The following is a 17,987-nucleotide window of genomic DNA, read 5'->3' on the forward strand; positions in this document are numbered from 1 at the left end:
TAATAATTTGTGTACTGTACCAATTAATTCTCGTTGAGAGGGTTGAATTATTTTTGTTAAATTATTTATGTTAAAAATTACATTAAGTGTGTCGGCGTTCCTGCTCATGCTGTGGACGACGACCAGCACCCTTCAAAAAGAAGAAAGGTCTGAACTCCGGACCCTGACCCGGGCTGACTCCCTTCCTAACGCGTCTGCTTGGCCGGCAGAGCTGAATCTAACGCATTTCGCTGGCCATGATCTTACTCCAAGCCCGGCTTGTCTGGCCGTAGCGCCAACTGGTGAAGTATTTGTCGGGGTCGATATGATCGGCTCTTTAGGCAAAACGCCCGGTAAAGGCAGTATCGTGCGGCTTGTCGATACCGATAATGATGGCAAAGTAGACCAGCATACTACCTTTGCGATGCTGGACAATCCCCGCGGGATCATTTCTCAGGGAGATCAGGTGTTTGTTTTGCACACCACTTTTTCCAAAGAAACCGGCAAGGCCTCCGGAATGGACCTGGTTGTTTTAGAAGATAAGAACCACGACGGTGTGGCCGACGGCCCTGCCAAGCCACTTATCCAGAATGTATGCTCGCCCAAATTCCTTCAAAGCCGGGGCACCGACCACGCGACCAATGGTATCCGCATGGGGATCGATGGGTGGATCTATATTGCCGTGGGAGACTTCGGTTTTCATGATGCGGTTGACCGCTCTGGTAAAAAAATGACCCAACTCGGCGGCGGCATTGTGCGTGTACGCCCTGACGGTACAGAAATGGAGGTATATACCCATGGATTGCGAAACATTTATGATGTGGCGATTGACCCGTATATGAACATTTTTACCCGCGACAATACCAACGACGGCGGCGGTTGGAATATCCGTTTCAGCAATCAGATCCAGTCGGGCGAATACGGCTATCCGGTCTTGTTCAAGAATTTTACGGAAGAAATCATTCCTGCATTGATCGACCTCGGCGGAGGCTCGGGGACGGGTTCGCTTTTTATGGACGATCCGAACTGGCCCACCAAGTATAACCGTGTTCCGATGATGGCCGATTGGGGCCGGAGTCAGGTCTATGTGCACCGAGTAACGCCGGATGGGCCTACTTTCCAACAGAAAGAGGAGGAATTTATCAAACTTTCACAAGTGACAGACCTGGATATCGACGCCTCGGGGCGCGTGTACCTGGCCGCCTGGGATGGTGCCGGTTATTCGGGTAATCCGGGCAAGGGTTTCATTACGCGCGCAGTGCCGAAAGGATGGCAGTACAAGGCTTTTAAAGATATCAGCAAATCGCCGGTAAAGCAGCTGGCGTCATTACTAAGGTCGGAAAGCGCTGTGCAGCGCTTGGCAGCACAGCAGGAACTGCTGAAACGCCCGGCAAAGGATGCGGCGAAAGCGGCCTGGGCTGTCGCGGATGACAAGAAGGCTCCCTTATATGTACGCGTAGCGGGTATGTACACCTATGCGCAGGCGGCTGGGGCGGACGGGATCGATAACCTGGCGAAACTGGCGTCGGAAACCGATATGCGCGAATATGCATTGCGCGCGCTGGCCGATCGCAAACCTTATGTATCAAAAGTGGCGGTTGATCCGTTCCTGAAAGCGCTGGAAAATGGTAACGCCCGTGAGAAACTGGCAGCGGCAATCGGCTTGGGCCGTTTAGGCAGACCGGAAGGCGCACAGGCATTGCTTAAGGTGAAAGTGCCCGGTTCGTTTGTTGCGCCGCCAAAAGGAAGCGAAGGGCCTCATGCGACGCCTAATTCGGCTATCGTAACTCCGCATATCGCCGTCCGCGCACTCGTAGCGTTGAATGCGGTGGATGCCTGCGTGAAAGCAGTTGGTACCGAAAATTCGACGATCGCATTATGGGCATTGCGTTATATGCACGATTCCAAGGCAGTTGACGGACTTATCGCGGCTTATGGGAAGACCAAAGACAAGGCATTAAAAGACCAGATATTGACAACATTAGGAAGAATCTATAAAAAAGAAGCCGACTACGATGGTTCATGGTGGTGGAGCACGCGCCCGGATACGCACGGACCGTATTATAAAGCTGTTGAATGGGAGTCTTCGGCAAAAGTGAAAGACTTTTTGGTGAAAGAATGGAACAATGCCAGCGATAAAGAGTTTTTTGCCGACCTGAATGGACGCAACCGCATGGGTATTACCGAGTTCGGCGGGGAAGAAGTGGTGGCAGCCAAAGAGGAAATAAAAGTTGACCTTGAAAAAATCCGCAACAAAAAGGGACAGGTAGGAGAGTCGTCGATCGAAGACGTAATGCTGGCCATTGCCAAAATACAGGGTGATCCAGCAGCAGGCCGAAAACTGTTTACAAAGCAGGGCTGTGTTGCCTGCCACAGCCTGAGCCGTAGCGAGGTGATGAAAGGGCCGTTCATGGGCCAGATAGGCTCGATCATGAACCGTGAACAAATTGCAGAATCGATTTTGAAGCCCAATGCTTCTATTTCTCAGGGTTTCGCATCGGTGATGATCACCACAAAAGGCGACAAAACCTACATGGGATTTGTTTCGGAGGAGTCAGCTGAAAAGCTGGTAATCCGTGACATTACCGGTCAGGTTAATACGATCAAGGTCGCAAATATTACCTCACGGAAGGAGATGGAAACATCTATGATGCCTCCTGGATTGGCCAACGAGCTATCTTATGAAGAGTTTGCGTCGCTGATCACTTTCCTTTCTCAACAGAAGAAATAGAAAGGGATAATACTACCTAAAAGCCGGCTCGTAACCACGACGCCGGCTTTGTTTTTCTTTACAATCCTCACTACTAACTAATGAAAGCTCAGGTTGCGATTTGGTAGGATTTCGACGTAAAAAGTGCGAAGTCGACAAAAATCGACGAATTTTTTCGTGATTGTAACCGTTTTTTTTGCGTCATATGCAAAATTTGCGGTAAATTAGTAGTCTGATAGAAGTAGTTGGAAATTGTTGAGTTACACATCTTTTGCACCCATTGTCTCTTACTCGACGTTTATTTATACAGCATTCCCCGGCGAGCCCGCTTTCGCCGGGGTTTTTTGTCTGTGAAGACATAGTCCAGTCTTTGGTTTGATGAGATCAGATTACCCCTTGTCCCGTGGCATTTTACGATTTGTCGAAGTCTGAAAGAGTCGATCGTGTACTGGCGATCCGGAGTGATATTAAGAAAGCTCTATTGAGTCGAAATTTTCAAAAAATACATTCCTACTACGCGGATGCTGATACTTATATACGAAAATCGGCCTATTTGGTGACCGGCCGATTGTATTCGGATGAGGTTGCACTAGGACCAGTCATACTGGAAATGCTTTTTGAATTATTCTCTGATCCGAATTTTAAAGTAAGGCAAACTGTGATAAATGCCGCGGGAGAGATTGGTAAAACGTATTTCGAAGAAGTTCGTACCATTTTTGACGAAGGATTGAAAGACCCACATCATTCTCCACGCAACGCGGTGATAGGTTCGGTGAAGAAAATGGGAGAGGTTAACCCCGGACCAGTTCTTACCTGGGCAAAGCAGTACCTGCATCATGAGGACAAGGAAATCCGCCGTGAAATTTGTCACGGGATCGAATTGCGCGGTCGTAAACACCCCGAAGACATTCTTCCGTTATTGCAGGAGCTCCAACATGATCCTACCGCCCGCGTACGGAATACGCTCGTGCACGTGATTGGGCAGATAGCCTATAAAAAAGGCTGTTTGATCAAAGTACTCGCGCATTTGAAAAATTGGCAAAACCCCGCGCTCGTCGAGGCGGCCCTGGCAGAAATTATCGATGTGCATGACCGTTATCGTAATTTTGCCGCACTAACCCAGGTTGAGGCCATCAAGTTGATCGACGATTATTACGTCGACCAAAAACGGAAATGCTGATGAATGGCCTATAAATTCAAATAAGATATGACTGTAATATCCAGGCTTGCCTCGTCGATGAACCGGCGGGATGAATTGCCCAACCAGGAGCTTGCCGTTGAAATTGCTACAAATGCCGACGGCAAGGCAGTAGCTGAACTGGTCGAAAACCTCAACCATCAAAGCAAGGACATTCGTCACGACTGCATTAAAGTCCTCTACGAAATAGGCGAGCAAGTGCCCTCGCTGATAGCTGCCTATACCGACCACTTTGCGGCTTTGCTTGACAGTAAAGACAACCGTATGCAATGGGGCGGCATGACGGCCCTGAACGCAATTGCACATGAAAAGCCAGAGATCGTATTTGCCTTTATTCCCAGATTAGCCACCGTTGCCGACAAAGGCTCAGTAATCGCACGCGATAATTTTGTCGCGATCCTCATCAAGCTTAGCGGTATTCCCGCTTGCCTTGATCAAACCCTTCCTCTACTCAACGAGCAAATGCTAAGCTGCCCGCCCAACCAGCTCCCGATGTATGCAGAAAATGCATTACCGGTTATGGGAGGTGCTCACAAATCAACATTCGTCCGGACACTGACCAGTCGTTTAGGGGATTTTGAAAAAGAATCGAAGCGGAAGCGGTTGGAAAAGGTTTTGAAGCGGCTCGGATAGGGTAGTTACAAGGTGGATTGGGACCGTCAGTACGACCGTCGTGGCATCTCACGGCTTTTTAATGACGGTCTTTTTTCGCTTAACGGTATATGACGTTGTCGTATCGGCGTCAGGTCGGCCGGTGCTGCTGCGGCTTCCGTCGACACTGCCGGTTGAGTTAACATTCCCATTATCGTTCAGGATGGGGCCGGTTTCTGCGTTGGCCGAATCTTTCAGGATAGCATTCAGGTCAGACGAGTCAGCTGTTTTGATCTGGTGTCGTTTTGTCTTGCGCTGGTATTTTTGCTCCTGCCTGGACGATTTCGATGAAGCGTCGCTGGATTGTCCGAATGCGCAGGCGGGTACAGTAAGTACGAGAGCTAAAATAAGCGTTTTAAGCAGTTTCATGGTAAATGGCTTTTAGTTTGCTTTAAGTCCTTAGCAAATACCGTTCCCCGAATGGAATTCCCAGAATTCCAGCGCTTTCGGGCGCCATTTATACAGCCGCTGCCACCCGGCGTTTGCGACGGTACTCACCAAGGCTCATTCCCTTGCTCTTTTTGAAAAACCGGTTGAGGTGACTTTCATCGGTAAATGAGAGTTCGGTCGCAACCTCGTTCATACGCATATTGCTGTGCAGCAGCCGGGTTTCGACAAGTTTTAACCTCGAATTGATAATGTATTCTTGCATTGTCTCGTTGGCGTGTTTTTTGAAATACCGCCCCAGATACGATTCGGATATCCCGAAATGTTTGCTGATGCTAGCGGCTTTTATCTTTTCGGGATAGTAGATATTTGCCTGGATGTATTGTAGAATGTCGATCGCCTTTTCTTCGCTGCATTCGGTGATCTTTTCGGGCAGGTACATGGCGATGTTCCTGGCAACCAGGATGATCATTGTATTGACGTACTGCCTGATGAGCTCTTTGTTATACATATCGCGGTTGACATACTCACGAATTATCGCCTCGATTAGCGGTTTGACTATGCTCTTGTCTGCCTGGTTTTTGAGAATGCACCCGGGTTGATGGCTGGCATTTTGCAAGATGAATTCCAGCCTTTGGAGCAGGTCTTCCCGTTGTGACGCGCTCAAAAGCGAGGTATTGCTTTTGAGATACACATCATTGAACCGAATGAATACAAATTGCGTGGTGGTTTCGATGTTGAATGAGTGGGTGTCCTCAGGGGTGAGCAGGAACATATGGCCGGCATTGTACGGGAATGTATGCTGGTTGATCTCCTGCACGCCGGTTCCTCTTAGAATATAGATGAGCTCGAAAAAATTATGCTGGTGCGTTGGTTTGGGGCATTCGTCGAGTTCCTTGTAAATTATTTCAAAGGGTTCGTGCAGGTTTTCTTTCATGGTTGAAGCAAGTGTACCGGATTTTGGAAAAATTATACCGTAAAATTAATCGAAATCCGGTACAATTTTGCATTGTCAAACACAAAATCGTTTAACTCATGAAAGCAACATTTTTGACAGATACAAATACCCCACTCATTGTCAAAGAAGTGGAAACGCCGAGGCCGACTGATAACCAGGTTCTTGTCAAACTGGCCTATTCTTCACTGAACCATCGCGATGTTTGGATACAGAAAGGGCAATATGCTGGTCCCAAGGCAGGACTGATCCTGGGTTCGGATGGTTTTGGTAGCGTAGTCGAAATCGGCAGGAATGTCGATTCGGGATGGATCGGTAAGGCGGTGATCATTAACCCGAGCCACGACTGGGGCGATAATCCGGCTGCATTTGGGGATCAGTTCAAGATCCTGGGTAATCCTGAGCCGGGTACTTTCGCAGAATACATTGCGGTAGATGTAAAATATATCCACGAAAAACCGGCGCATCTCACCGACATCGAAGCCTCGGCGTTACCGCTGGCTGGCATTACAACGTACCGTGCGTTGTTTACGCGGGCTGCATTGAAGGCGGGCGAGCAGGTATTGATTACCGGTATCGGTGCAGGTACTGCATTGCTGGCGCTGCAGTATGCGGTCGCGGCCGGCGCGAAGGTGTACGTTACTTCCGGTTCGGAGGAAAAGATCGAAAAGGCCAAAGCACTCGGGGCGATAGAAGGGTTCAATTACAAGGAAGAAAACTGGTTCCTTAAAGTGAAAGAAGCTACCGGCGGCTTCGATGTCGTATTGGACAGCGCATCCGGCAAAGGGTTCGGCAACCTGATCGAAACTGCGAAGCCTGGCGGCAGAATCGTATTTTTCGGCGGAACTGACGGACCCATAGGCAATATCATCCCAAACAAAGTGTATTGGAAGAACCTTTCTATCCTGGGCACGACTATGGGGACATTGCAGGAATTCAAAGATATGCTCGCATTTACGGCAGAGCACAAGATCAAACCCATTGTAGACATAGTTTACCCCTCATTGTCGGACGCCCAGCAAGCCTTCGATTATATGCATGAGGGCAAACAGTTCGGAAAAATCGTGTTGACTAACGGGTAGAGGGAGGAAGGGGAGGAAAGGGAGGAAGGGGAGGAAGGGGAGGAAGGGGGACTGGGCACTCAGACCGACATATCGTCCCTCTTCTCCTTCCTCCCCTTCCTCCGTCCTCCCTTTCCTCCCTTTCTAAAAATTACTCAATCGAAATACCGTCCATATCTTCCAGGCGGGCTATGATTGCCCAGCCGTAAAAGTCATTAGCCAGCGCCACCATCAGCTCATTTTTTCCCGCTTTTAAGGGTATTATAAATGAAGAGTTTTCAATAGAGCATCTGCCTGCGGGTTCCTTCATAATGGGCGCGCCAAATGTGTTTTTATCGACATACAGATAGCGACCGTTTAAAAACACCCATATATCGTCGCTAAAACCCATTGCGATCTTTTTCCTCTGGTCTGTTTTGGAATTAATATCAACCTTCATCCACACGATCCGGCGCTCCTTGCTCATGCCGAACTTGCGCGTGAGGTTGATCATCCCTCTTCTTTCCGCCCAGATTGTCCCCCACATTGTTTCTGCCTTTGGTGCAAAATCGGTGCTGAAATCCACATTTTTGGGCAATACGGCTGGCTCTGAGACCTGCCATTTTCGCAAATAGCGCGGGTCATTCGCAACCGGGTCGGTGCCCTCATACGCGGGAAGCCCCTCGGTTTGGCCGGGTTTGATCACAAGGTTTGACACAATGCCCTCACCTTCGAACGCAAGCGTGCCTTCCATGACATTACCTTCCATTCTTGGGACTTCCATTGTAGGCCGCTGCATATCGTTGACAAACACCCGCAGCTGGTAGCCAGAGGCGATTAATTTTACGTGGTTCCAGGTTTTGTTCTGGAAATTGGCCTTCCCCTGATAGTGTGGCAGCAAATCCCAAAGGTTAACACCATCGATATTGGGGGTGTATTGTACTGCTTCGATGCCGGTTGTGTCGCCCGATCGGTGGGTCCGGAAATAAAATAGCTCCGTTTCTTTGCTATCCTTATACCTGAAATAGAAAGAAGCAAACCTCTGGTCGGTGGGAATATAATCGAACTCGATAGTGCCATTGGAAAATGTGGTGTTTTTCAAAATGACCTGGCCTGGTTTGGGCAGAACTTTCATGGCTGGGCGTCCATCGTGGTTGGTAAACTCTGCATTGGCGCCGGGTGCGTCCCAGCTCCCGGCTGTGAGGTCTACCCAGGTATTGAGGTCTTTCTCTGCGGTTTTTGTTTTTTTCTGACCAAATGCAGTGAAAGTAATGATGCTGAGCGCAACTAATACGAGTTTTTTCATGGCTAATAATGCAAATATGTTAAAGTGAGACTATTTCTTGAAAATGCCCGCGTTCAGCTCTTTTCCGGCCGAATTTGGAAGTGGGTTGAGATAATCTCGGGGCAAGCCGTTGGTTGCTACCTCGCTGAGCAGCAACTTGCCTGAGCGCCCGACATGTACTTCGGAATGCGCGTTCTTTTCCGCCGGTGCTGCGCCGTTCTGACCATAGTAACCCATTTCATGCTGCATACCGGTAAAAAGGCAGTTTTTGAATTTGTATTTCGGGTAGGTCTTTTCCGCGCGGAGCCACAGGTATTCGGAGTTGGCGACGATGTTGTTTTCAAATACAAATGGCTCATGGAAAGTGCCGAACCACACCGCCGATTCGTAGGCGCCTGCAATGACCGAGTTTTTAAGTGAAAAATCCCTGATGGCTGCAAAAAGGAGCAGCGCATTCTTGGTACCGTAAAAAATGCAGTGGTCGACATGAACGCCCGCGCCGTGCGCCCAGATGCTCCCTTGAATGGGGGCCGAATTGCGTTCGCCGATAAAATAGCATTGTGAAACATCCAGGCCGGTCAGGGTCGAGTCTTTGCGGCTCACAGGATAATAGTACTGCACCTCCGGATTGCCGTTGCCGATAAATTTCAGTCCGCGGATACGCACGTGATCGGCTGCTATCAGAAACCCAACCGCATGCTGGAACTGCGTTTTGTTATTGTTGGCCGATATTGACTGGATCACCGGCATTTGCGCGGGCTTCCAGTCCGCATCATCGGGCATAGTAGCTGCTTCGATCGTGAGCCACGCCTCGTCGGTATTGCGCTTGTCGATCACCACCTGGTCGCGCAGTGTGTAAAGGCCCGGTGCGACTTTGATCGTAACGCTTTCGCCGGTTTTAAATGTCTTGGCCAGCTCAACGGCTCGCTGCAACGTCGCTATCGGCGTTTCGACCTTGCCATTGGCTGTGTCGCTGCCTGTGGATGCATTTACGTGAAGCGTCTGCGCCTGCATCCGGCAGACGACGAGCAGTAAGATAATGGACAATAAATAGCTTAATTTGTACATCTTTTAAATATTTGTTGGTCGTTTCGGTTACACGGCCGGTCGGCTGGTTCCTTTGTCTGTTCAAACATAATCAGGCCGTCTGTAATGTCGTTTTCAAGTTCGGATCAAGTTTTGTCAAGTTTTATCACGCTCATTTACAATGGTTTCTGAAATAAATGAATTGCAGCGTTGCAAGGCTGTCATCGAGGATAAACTAGGCTGGGGGCCGGGGGATGGTTGGCAAACGGTCGATTTCGAAAACCTGAGCGAACTGGTCCTGAACGAAACTGGTGTGTCGCTCAGCACAAGCACGCTCCGCCGAATTTGGGGAAGGGCCGAATACAACCATTTGCCAAGCGGAACTACGCTCAATACTCTGGCACGGTTTGCCGGTTCGAGCGACTGGCGTGCGTTTGTAAAGCAAAACCAAACTGCCGTAACGGAACACAACGAGGAAACACCGAAGGATGCCGTTGCCCAAAAACCACGGAGCTGGAGGCAGTTGGCGTGGGCTGCGACTGCCGCTTTGATTGTTATTCTGGCAAGTATGCTCGCATTTGATAAAGGAGAGCCGCAATTGGAAAAGAGTGCCTATTCCTTCGAAAGCCGCTCGGTTACGCGGGGTATTCCAAACTCCGTCATTTTTACTTACGACGCATCGGCTTCACCGACCGATTCGGTATTTATTCAGCAGTCCTGGGACGATTCCAGAAGGGTTTTGGTCGACAAAAATTTGCACAAGCATACCTCGGTGTATTATGAGCCCGGTACGTATCAGGCCAAACTATTAGTCGGCGATCAGATCGTGCAGGAGCATAAACTACTTGTTGGAACTGATGGTTGGTCAGGGCTAATCGATCGGCCGAAAATGCCGGTTTATCTAAGAAAGGAAGAATTTTTACGCGCTGGTGCCATTGAAATCAATACCGGGACTATTGAAAAGAAAAATATTGCAATGCAGCCTGATCCACCTATGATCAAGTTCTTTAATGTCGGCAACTTCGAACCGGTACCGCTTGGTGATTTTTCCTTTTCAACTCAAATTAAAAATGAATATAGCGAAGGTTCAGCAGCTTGCCAGTTAACTTATATTTCACTTATCACCGACGATATGCCCATTGTCATACCATTGTCCGCAAAAGGATGTGTTTCGGAGCTTAATTTGATGAGCGTCGACAATTACGTGTCAGGCAAAAAGGCGGACTTGTCGGCATTTGGGGTAGATTTCTTGGACTGGGCTAGTGTGTCTTGCACAGCATCTGCGGGGAAAATCCGGTATGCTATCAACAACGAACAGGCATTTGAATTTCCGGTCCCCGACCGCCAGATTAAGATACTCGGCATTGCATTTGGCTTCCGCGGGACCGGCTCTGTGCGGAAAGTAAGCCTGCAATCTGGCGGAAAGTCAGTTTTCAATGCATTGTAAAATCATAGCCCCGGCACAAACCGGGGCCTGATTTAATTATGCATCAACTTGAAAATCTTGACGGCTCCGTCGGCCTGCTCAAAATGGATATAATGCATGCCGGTTGGATATTGTTTCATACTGATTGTAAATGAGGGCGAGGTGACCGCCTGTGACAGCCTTACAATCCCTGAATGGCTGATCACTCTAACGTTGCTCACTTTTTTGTTACGTATCACAATGCGTAGCTGATCCTCAACCGGGTTTGGATAAACTTCGGCCCACGAAAAATCGGGAAAATTTATCGAACGCACCTGGCTATAAGTGAAGCTACCGTCAGCGTCTACCATTTTCAGCCGGTAGTAATTCAATCCCTGCCCTGGAAAGCTGTCTATGAAGGTGTAGTTGCGTACCGTATTACTTTCATAGGCCGCCTCAACCGTACCCAGCTGGCGCCAGTCGCGGGTATCATCGCGTCGTTGCACATCGAAATGAGCACTATTGGCCTCCCCTGTAGTGCGCCATTCGAGCAATGCCAAGTCCTCGGTTTTCTGAACATCGAAATAAGCTAGTGCTACCGGCAACGGGTCGGTGAGGATATCGATTTTGACCTGTGCGACGTTGGAAAGCTGTCCGGTCTGGTCGCTAACAGTGTAGCTGATCGTCACCTGGCCGAGGAAATCACGTTCAGGGGTATACGTTATCTTCCCATTTGTACTTGTCGCATTGCCTGAGACGGGGCCTTGCACGACGGCGAGCGACGCAGCGTTAAGGCTGGCGCATTCGGACAAGTCGTTTTTCAACACGTCGATCACCACCGTTGCATTTGTTTTTCCCGCTATAAAGTCATCAACTGCCGATGGCTTATAGTGTTTAACCACGATGTAAACCGACTCCCCGGATTCGCAGCCATCGGCATTCACGCCTAATGCTTTGTAGGTGCCCTCTTCGTTCACGAGTAATTCGGGCGCCGATCTGCCCGTGATCACCTGATTATCCAGAAACCATTCATAACGCACCGCACCGGTGGATTCGGCTTTGATCCGCAATGTGGCATCTTTACACATGAATACTTCCCTGATCTGGCTTTGCGCACAGGCCCAGCCCGATACCAGAAGCATCCATATTAACAGGTAGTAGCGCATAACTGTGAGATTTCGCTCTTTTGGGTTACCCAAATTAGTTAAGTGTGATGGCCGGAACAGTTGGCACCGGCAGGTTATGCAGGATTTCTTTGGTTCCGCCTATTACTGAACCAGTCAGTTTGGAAGCGGTCGGAATAAAATCACCGACGGTAGGGAGTATGTAATTCACCAGGGCACTGTATGTGCCGGCTTCGGTCACGTTCAGGGTCGAACCGGTCTGTCCACTAATCACGGAACCTCCCTTGCTCCAAGCGAACGGGGAAATAGTTACACCATATGTGTCGAGGCCGGTTGTGGCCGAAACTGTTGCTGAAAGGGTTGCGGCTACCGTTTTATCAGTACAGAAATTCTCCTTATCGGCGGTAAGACTTATCGTCAGCTTGGGAAGCACAATAATGGTGTGTTCAACGACATTAGACAAACAGCCTTCGAATACTTCAATCACACCGAGTGTTATTTTGTGTATGCTCGGAGAAGTGATGGCATCCGAGAAGGTGTGGCTGAGAACACCGCCGCTGGCTTGGTCGAGGGTTTCGATTGTTTGGCCGACACCAGGGTCTAGTGTCCAAAGGTACTGGAAGAAATTGGAACCGGCGGCGGGCGATAGCGAAAACGATTGCCCGTTCACGACATAGTAAGTGGCGGCCTTCGATACTGGTGCCAGGCAAGAGAAAAACAAAACTGCGAGGAGGGTGGTAAACAGTGTTTTCATGATTGAAATGATAAAGATGAACAATTATAAAGGACGGTTTAAATTCAAACTGATCAGGGGTTCAGTGCGACGCCCGGCGATACGGGCGGGCTTGACACGATGATATCCACTTTCTTGCGGGGGGAAGCAATGCAACCGGAACCCGACTTGGTTGTCTCAACATAATAGGATGCCGTGCCGGGTGTGCTAAGTCCACTCGCAGTCCAGCTTTGCGCGCTTGAAACAGCACTGCTACCATGCGCAGTAGTGTACCATGCATAGGAAAAGCTACCAATCCCGGAGATGCCCAATTGCTGGGCTAGCGCCGATAATGCGGCAGTGCCTATGTTGCTGCAAGCTTTGGGGCCGGTTGCAGCAGGGATATCGGGCGAGCGCCGCACGTCATGAATATTCAGACCGTTACTGCCAAGCCCCACACCGAGCAGGCCAATATTCAGATCAAGCTCTATGCGATCGAATATCACGGAGTTGCCGCTGGCATCTTTTGGTGCAAAATAGAAGGCCACTTGATTATTGTTCCCAGCTAAAAGCCCTAGTAAGTCTGTGTCCAGCAGTGCATTGACGAGTGTCGAAGTACCAATCGGTGTGCTGCCGTTGTAGCTCTGCAATGTAATGCTCGATGCGAGATTCACTGCCAGGAACGACCCGCTTTGCGACAGGATGACCCGCACCGCATCGGCATTGTTGGAAACCCCATTGAAGAAGAACGTCTGCTTAATATGTCCGCTTAGCAAAGCAACGCCCGTCGAGACGAAGGACGACTTTGAATTCAAATCATTATCAACAGCATTTCCTGCATTCAGCACATCAAAATTTCCAAGCGTCAGACCCGAATAGTCTTTGGTTGAAACGTTGGGGCTGCCGCAATCGGCGACATTGAAAGGATAGGGGTTAGACGTATTCGTTGCTCCTGGCCCGTAAAATGCATAATAAACCTGTAAAGTATTGGTCCCCAATGCGACCGGCGACGAGAGTTTAGTCCTAATGTACTTAAATGTGGCGGTGGGTGTAACGGCCAGAAATACCGACCCGTCCGGAGTGTAGTAGGTTTTATAATTAGCAGACTGAACAGTTACCTGAACCCCATTTTTGTCGTGCGCGGTTAGCTCTACCCCTCCACCCAGCAAGGCATTTGTGTTGTTGTTGGTACGCACATACACAGTCACCGGAGCCGCTGCACCGCTGGTTACCTCTGCGGGAAATTCGAGCTGTATCCAAGCCGTGGAAGTTCCCAACGTGCTGCTGGCAGTAAGCACTGCAAAGTTATTGTTTGGCTTGATATTCCCGGTAGCGTTTCTGGCATTGTCGGCGTTGGCCACCGAATAGCTTCCGGTGAGGCCACCGCCCGCCGCACTACCACCGTTGGTTTGCTTATCGGGATATACTGCATTTGCAGGCTGAGCAAAGGAAAATTGCACAAATCCCCCACTGCCGGCCAAAGCCAGAAGTAGTTTCAGGTAAAATTTTATCAAATGAAGAAGAAGGTTTACATTTAAAATTACTTCTACAAAGTAAGGAGCGGAATGGTGACATGCAAATTTTCTTCAATAATTTATACGAAATTTTACAAAGTGCCTCCCAGGCTCCGTTTGGCAATTAATCCTACTCGGCAAAGATGAAAATGACTAACTTCGGCCTGTTAAACCGATCTAGCTGTTTCAAGTGGACAACCAACTTTTTAGCCTGCGAACTGTCAATGTGCTTCGTTACCTGACCCCGCTTAGGGAAGGCGGTTCGCTGCCGGCCATTGCCGAGGCCAACGATGATTTTCTTTACGTGCTGAAATTCAGAGGAGCGGGGCAAGGTACAAAAGCTCTGATTTCAGAAATGATAGGAGGGGAACTAGCCCGTATTCTGGGACTCAAGGTTCCCGAGATAGTCTTTGCGAACCTCGACGAAGGTTTTGGCAGAACGGAGCCCGATGAGGAAATCCAGGATTTACTGAAAGCCAGCACCGGCCTGAACCTGGCAATGCATTACCTCTCAGGGGCTATTACATTTGATCCGGCTGTAACAAAGGTGGGGCCTCGACTGGCATCCGAGATCGTGTGGCTTGATAGTTTTCTAACCAACGTCGACCGCACCGCCCGCAATACCAACATGCTCATGTGGCATAAAGAGCTGTGGCTGATCGACCACGGGGCAGCACTTTATTTTCATCATTCATGGCAGAACTGGCAGGAGCAGGCTCGGCGGCCATTCATACAGATAAAGGATCATGTTTTATTGCCAAACGCGTCGCTACTAACAGAAGTAAATGCTGAATTTCGCGAGCGGCTGGCCAATGGCGTTATTCCAGCGGTTGTATCCCTTATTCCCAACGACTGGTTGTCGGTGGATTCTCCATTTGAATCTGCCGATGAGCACCGGCAGGCCTACATTTCATATTTGCAGGCCCGCCTCTCAGCGTCTGAAATTTTTGTGAAAGGAGCCCAGGATGCCAGATAGATTTTTATACGAATATGCGGTGTTGCGCATCGTCCCGCGGGTTGAGCGGGAAGAATTCTTGAACGTGGGTGTCGTATTGTATTGTCCTGCGAGAGGATTTCTTGCTTGTGTTTCCGAAGTCGAGCCAGATCGCCTGACAGCTTTCGCTAGTGGCATAGATCTGATCGAGGTTGAAAGATATCTTCATGCATTCAGGCAAATTTGCGAAGGTAACCGGCAGTGCGGAAGCCCTATTGCTGCATTGCCCGCTGCATCTCGCTTCCGGTGGCTTACAGCTACCCGCAGCACGGTTTTGCAGACATCCAAAGTCCATCCCGGTTTTTCTGCCGACCCGGCAGAAACATTGGAAAGGCTTTTTGTGCAGCAAGTAAAATAGTCAGCCATTTCAGTTTAAGGTATTGCTGCACAAGCTCCTTGTTGCGGCGTGAAATCTCGATTCTTGAACCATCGGACAACAGCAAAAAATGTTTATTGTGCGTTACCTGCTTAATATACTTCGGATTGACGAGGTGTGATTTGTGTGTCCGGATGAAATTGAACTCGCCCAGCATCTCATCGAACTATTCTAGGGTTTTACTGGCCAGAAACGGCCGCTTGCCGATCAGGTGAATACCCGTATAGTGTTTGTCGGCTTCCACCCGGAGAATTTCGTCGAGCGTGAAAAAGAACACGCTCTCACTTGAAGACACTGCAAGTCGGAATTCCCTGATCTTCTTTTCGATGTTGTGGACCAGGTTGTCGTACAATTGCTGGGTCTGCTGTTGCGGCTTTTCCTTTACCTTATAGACATGGCGATTGATGGCGGTTTGCAACTCTTCCGGGTCGACCGGTTTCAGCAGATAATCTAATGCGCTGAACCGGATCGCCTGAATGACATATTGATTGAAGGCCGTTGCAAATACAATGTCGTAGGCGGTTTTTGCGGGCCAGCAGGAACTGACCTGTTGCATCTAATCGTTCCCAAAAACAAAATTAAGTACTCCTAGTAGCTTGTCAATTCGACAATTAGTGCGTGTTATTGCGTATTCCGAGCACCAAATTGAGGGCCCCAAATTTTTTGTTTCGAGTGGTTAGTGGTCTGGAAACTATCAATGCCGTTAAAGCCAGTCAAAGACTTTTTTGTATTTCAATACTATTACACCGAGTGGAGGCAATGTCAACGGTAGGGAATGCATATGTCCATGTTTTGGAATAGGGTAGGTTTCAATTTTTTCAAAATTCATAACATCGGCACCACCATAGCGCAGGTTGTCACTATTGAATACTTCTTGATAATAGCCCGGCTTCGAGACACCAATTCGATAATTATTCCGCACCACCGGTGTAAAATTGGCAACAAATAGCAGTTGATCTGATAAGGAGGCTCCTTTCCTGATCCATGCAAGTACACTATTGGTAGCATCCTGGTGGTCGATCCATTCGAATCCTTCTGCTGAGAAATTTCTTTCATACAGCGCCGGCTCGTTGCGATAAAGCGAATTAAGATCCTTAATCAGCTTTTGGATGCCTTCATGCGGCGGATGCAGGTTTTCATTCCAGTCGAGGCTGTAATCATGCCGCCATTCGTGGTGCTGTCCGAATTCCCCTCCCATAAAGAGCAACTTTGCACCCGGGTGCGCGTACATGTATGTATACAGCAAACGCAGCCCGGCAAAGCGTTGCCAATCGTCCCCGGGCATTTTTTGAAGCAATGAACGCTTCCCATGGACTACCTCATCATGCGAAAGGGGCAGCACAAAACGTTCAGAAAAGGCGTAATGCAAGCTGAACGAAAGTTGCTCGTGGTGATAGCTGCGGTAAACGGCGTCTTTTTTTAAATAAGCGAGAGAATCATGCATCCAGCCCATCATCCATTTAAGATCGAAACCAAGCCCACCACTGCTGACCGCATGGGTAACGCCGGGCCAGGCTGTGGATTCCTCAGCGATCGTGATCACATCCGGGAAAGACTGGTGAACGGCCCCATTGAATTCCCGCAAGAATTCTATTGCTTCCAGATTCTCCCTGCCGCCATAACGGTTTGGAATCCATTCGCCTTCTTTCCGTGAGTAGTCAAGATAAAGCATAGAGGCTACCGCGTCCACTCGCAGGCCGTCGATGTGGAATTTGTCCAGCCAGTAAAGTGCATTGGAAATTAGAAAACTTTTAACCTCATGACGCCCCGGGTTGAAAATGGCGCTTTTCCAATCGGGATGCAAACCCTGCCGTGGGTCGGCGTGCTCGTATAGATGCGATCCATCAAAATAGCTCAGCCCGTGCTCGTCGGTTGGGAAATGAGAAGGCACCCAGTCAAGAATTACGCCAATGCCAGCCTGATGCAACGCATTGACAAGAAACATAAAATCCTGAGGCGTTCCGTAGCGGCTTGTTGGTGCATAGTAACCGACTACCTGGTAACCCCACGATCCATAGAAGGGGTGCTCCATTACGGGCAGAAACTCTACATGGGTGAATCCCAAAAACAGGCAGTATTCCGGAAGCTCGGCCGCTAGTTCACGGTACGTCATCTCGCGTCCGTCCTGGTCGTTCACCCGACGCCATGAGCCCAGATGCACTTCGTAAATTGAAATTGGTTTGTTCAGCGCCGGAGATTTCCGTTCTTCGAGCCAGGCTTGATCACTCCATTCAAATTCCAGCCCCCACACCACCGAAGCGGTGCGCGGCGGAACTTCCCAATAAACCGCATAAGGATCACCTTTTTCGACTTCATAGCCATTATTGGAGCGTATGAAGTACTTGTAGAGCGCTCCCTGCCCAACGTCTGGAACAGTACCTTCCCAGATACCAGAGCCATCTGCACGGGCCAAAAGTAAGTGAGCTGCCCTGTCCCAACCGTTGAAGTTACCGATCACAGAAACTTCGGCAGCATTGGGCGCCCACACAGCGAAATGTGTTGCTTGGCCTTCTGTTTGGTGCTGAATATGTGCGCCGAGCTTATTGTAAATATGATAGTGTTTGCCGGATCCGAACAGCTCAACGTCGTGGACGGTAAGTTGCGGTTTGTTCTGCTGTTGTAGCATCATAA

The 17,987-nt window shown here is 49.3% G+C and carries 17 protein-coding genes; 7 read left to right on the plus strand and 10 right to left on the minus strand.

All coding sequences use genetic code 11. The features are described from left to right. Positions 1 to 67 precede the first annotated feature (67 nt). From IEY24_RS02000 to IEY24_RS02010, 3 genes are all read left to right on the plus strand, one after another. Positions 68 to 2,710, plus strand: coding sequence for a DUF7133 domain-containing protein (locus IEY24_RS02000; protein ID WP_188928142.1), 2,643 nt, complete (start codon positions 68 to 70; stop codon positions 2,708 to 2,710). Between the two features lie 589 nt (positions 2,711 to 3,299). Further along, positions 3,300 to 3,869, plus strand: coding sequence for a HEAT repeat domain-containing protein (locus tag IEY24_RS02005; RefSeq protein WP_369009286.1), 570 nt, complete (start codon positions 3,300 to 3,302; stop codon positions 3,867 to 3,869). A gap of 27 nt (positions 3,870 to 3,896) precedes the next feature. Continuing rightward, on the plus strand, positions 3,897 to 4,520 hold the full coding sequence (locus IEY24_RS02010; RefSeq protein WP_188928146.1) for a hypothetical protein: 624 nt from the start codon (positions 3,897 to 3,899) through the stop codon (positions 4,518 to 4,520). A 48-nt stretch (positions 4,521 to 4,568) separates the two neighbouring features. Here IEY24_RS02010 and IEY24_RS02015 read toward each other — a convergent pair whose 3' ends face one another. Together IEY24_RS02015 and IEY24_RS02020 are read right to left on the minus strand one after the other, a co-directional pair. Then, positions 4,569 to 4,907 carry a hypothetical protein gene (locus tag IEY24_RS02015; protein WP_188928148.1) on the minus strand — a complete coding sequence of 113 codons (339 nt, stop codon included), beginning with the start codon at positions 4,905 to 4,907 and terminating at the stop codon, positions 4,569 to 4,571. Between the two features lie 88 nt (positions 4,908 to 4,995). After that, entirely contained in the window at positions 4,996 to 5,862 is an 867-nt protein-coding gene (locus IEY24_RS02020) for an AraC family transcriptional regulator (protein WP_188928150.1), read from the minus strand. Between the two features lie 98 nt (positions 5,863 to 5,960). On the opposite strand from IEY24_RS02020, the gene IEY24_RS02025 reads away from it, so the two are divergent. After that, complete coding sequence (locus IEY24_RS02025) at positions 5,961 to 6,962, plus strand: zinc-binding dehydrogenase (protein WP_188928152.1); 1,002 nt, start codon at positions 5,961 to 5,963, stop codon at positions 6,960 to 6,962. Positions 6,963 to 7,092: 130 nt separating this feature from the next. On the opposite strand, the gene IEY24_RS02030 is transcribed toward IEY24_RS02025, so the two are convergent. Continuing rightward, positions 7,093 to 8,226, minus strand: coding sequence for a 3-keto-alpha-glucoside-1,2-lyase-like domain-containing protein (locus tag IEY24_RS02030; protein ID WP_188928154.1), 1,134 nt, complete (start codon positions 8,224 to 8,226; stop codon positions 7,093 to 7,095). 30 nt (positions 8,227 to 8,256) lie between these two features. Further along, on the minus strand, positions 8,257 to 9,273 hold the full coding sequence (locus IEY24_RS02035; RefSeq protein ID WP_188928156.1) for a right-handed parallel beta-helix repeat-containing protein: 1,017 nt from the start codon (positions 9,271 to 9,273) through the stop codon (positions 8,257 to 8,259). A 139-nt stretch (positions 9,274 to 9,412) separates the two neighbouring features. Here IEY24_RS02035 and IEY24_RS02040 point away from each other — a divergent pair, with 139 nt between their 5' ends. Further along, positions 9,413 to 10,678, plus strand: a complete 1,266-nt coding sequence (locus IEY24_RS02040; RefSeq protein WP_188928158.1) for a hypothetical protein — start codon at positions 9,413 to 9,415, stop codon at positions 10,676 to 10,678. A gap of 32 nt (positions 10,679 to 10,710) precedes the next feature. Here IEY24_RS02040 and IEY24_RS02045 read toward each other — a convergent pair whose 3' ends face one another. The 3 genes from IEY24_RS02045 to IEY24_RS02055 are packed head-to-tail and all read right to left on the minus strand — an operon-like array spanning position 10,711 to position 13,986. Next, positions 10,711 to 11,802 carry an Ig-like domain-containing protein gene (locus tag IEY24_RS02045; protein WP_188928160.1) on the minus strand — a complete coding sequence of 364 codons (1,092 nt, stop codon included), beginning with the start codon at positions 11,800 to 11,802 and terminating at the stop codon, positions 10,711 to 10,713. A 34-nt stretch (positions 11,803 to 11,836) separates the two neighbouring features. Next, complete coding sequence (locus IEY24_RS02050) at positions 11,837 to 12,514, minus strand: hypothetical protein (protein WP_188928162.1); 678 nt, start codon at positions 12,512 to 12,514, stop codon at positions 11,837 to 11,839. 53 nt (positions 12,515 to 12,567) lie between these two features. After that, positions 12,568 to 13,986: an immunoglobulin domain-containing protein gene (locus IEY24_RS02055; protein ID WP_188928164.1), complete on the minus strand. Its 1,419-nt coding sequence runs from the start codon at positions 13,984 to 13,986 to the stop codon at positions 12,568 to 12,570. Positions 13,987 to 14,176: 190 nt separating this feature from the next. Between IEY24_RS02055 and IEY24_RS02060 the strand changes: the two genes are divergently transcribed. Together IEY24_RS02060 and IEY24_RS02065 are read left to right on the plus strand one after the other, a co-directional pair. Next, the gene (locus IEY24_RS02060; RefSeq protein WP_188928166.1) at positions 14,177 to 14,962 is read left to right on the plus strand and encodes a HipA family kinase; all 786 of its coding nucleotides are present in this window, start codon (positions 14,177 to 14,179) and stop codon (positions 14,960 to 14,962) included. Continuing rightward, the gene (locus tag IEY24_RS02065) at positions 14,952 to 15,338 is read left to right on the plus strand and encodes a DUF3037 domain-containing protein (protein WP_188928168.1); all 387 of its coding nucleotides are present in this window, start codon (positions 14,952 to 14,954) and stop codon (positions 15,336 to 15,338) included. Before IEY24_RS02060 ends, IEY24_RS02065 begins: the two co-directional genes overlap by 11 nt. Here IEY24_RS02065 and IEY24_RS32725 read toward each other — a convergent pair. The 3 genes from IEY24_RS32725 to glgB all read right to left on the minus strand — a co-directional run bounded on the left by IEY24_RS32725 (position 15,238) and on the right by glgB (position 17,985). Next, positions 15,238 to 15,513, minus strand: a complete 276-nt coding sequence (locus IEY24_RS32725; protein WP_229221221.1) for a LytTR family DNA-binding domain-containing protein — start codon at positions 15,511 to 15,513, stop codon at positions 15,238 to 15,240. The genes IEY24_RS02065 and IEY24_RS32725 overlap by 101 nt on opposite strands. A 9-nt stretch (positions 15,514 to 15,522) precedes the next feature. Beyond that, positions 15,523 to 15,912: a LytR/AlgR family response regulator transcription factor gene (locus IEY24_RS32730; RefSeq protein WP_229221223.1), complete on the minus strand. Its 390-nt coding sequence runs from the start codon at positions 15,910 to 15,912 to the stop codon at positions 15,523 to 15,525. Between the two features lie 147 nt (positions 15,913 to 16,059). Further along, entirely contained in the window at positions 16,060 to 17,985 is a 1,926-nt protein-coding gene (glgB, locus tag IEY24_RS02075) for a 1,4-alpha-glucan branching protein GlgB (RefSeq protein WP_188928170.1), read from the minus strand. Positions 17,986 to 17,987: the final 2 nt, after the last annotated feature.

It is taken from the genome of Dyadobacter endophyticus (genome assembly GCF_014641595.1).
Classification (GTDB): domain Bacteria; phylum Bacteroidota; class Bacteroidia; order Cytophagales; family Spirosomataceae; genus Dyadobacter; species Dyadobacter endophyticus.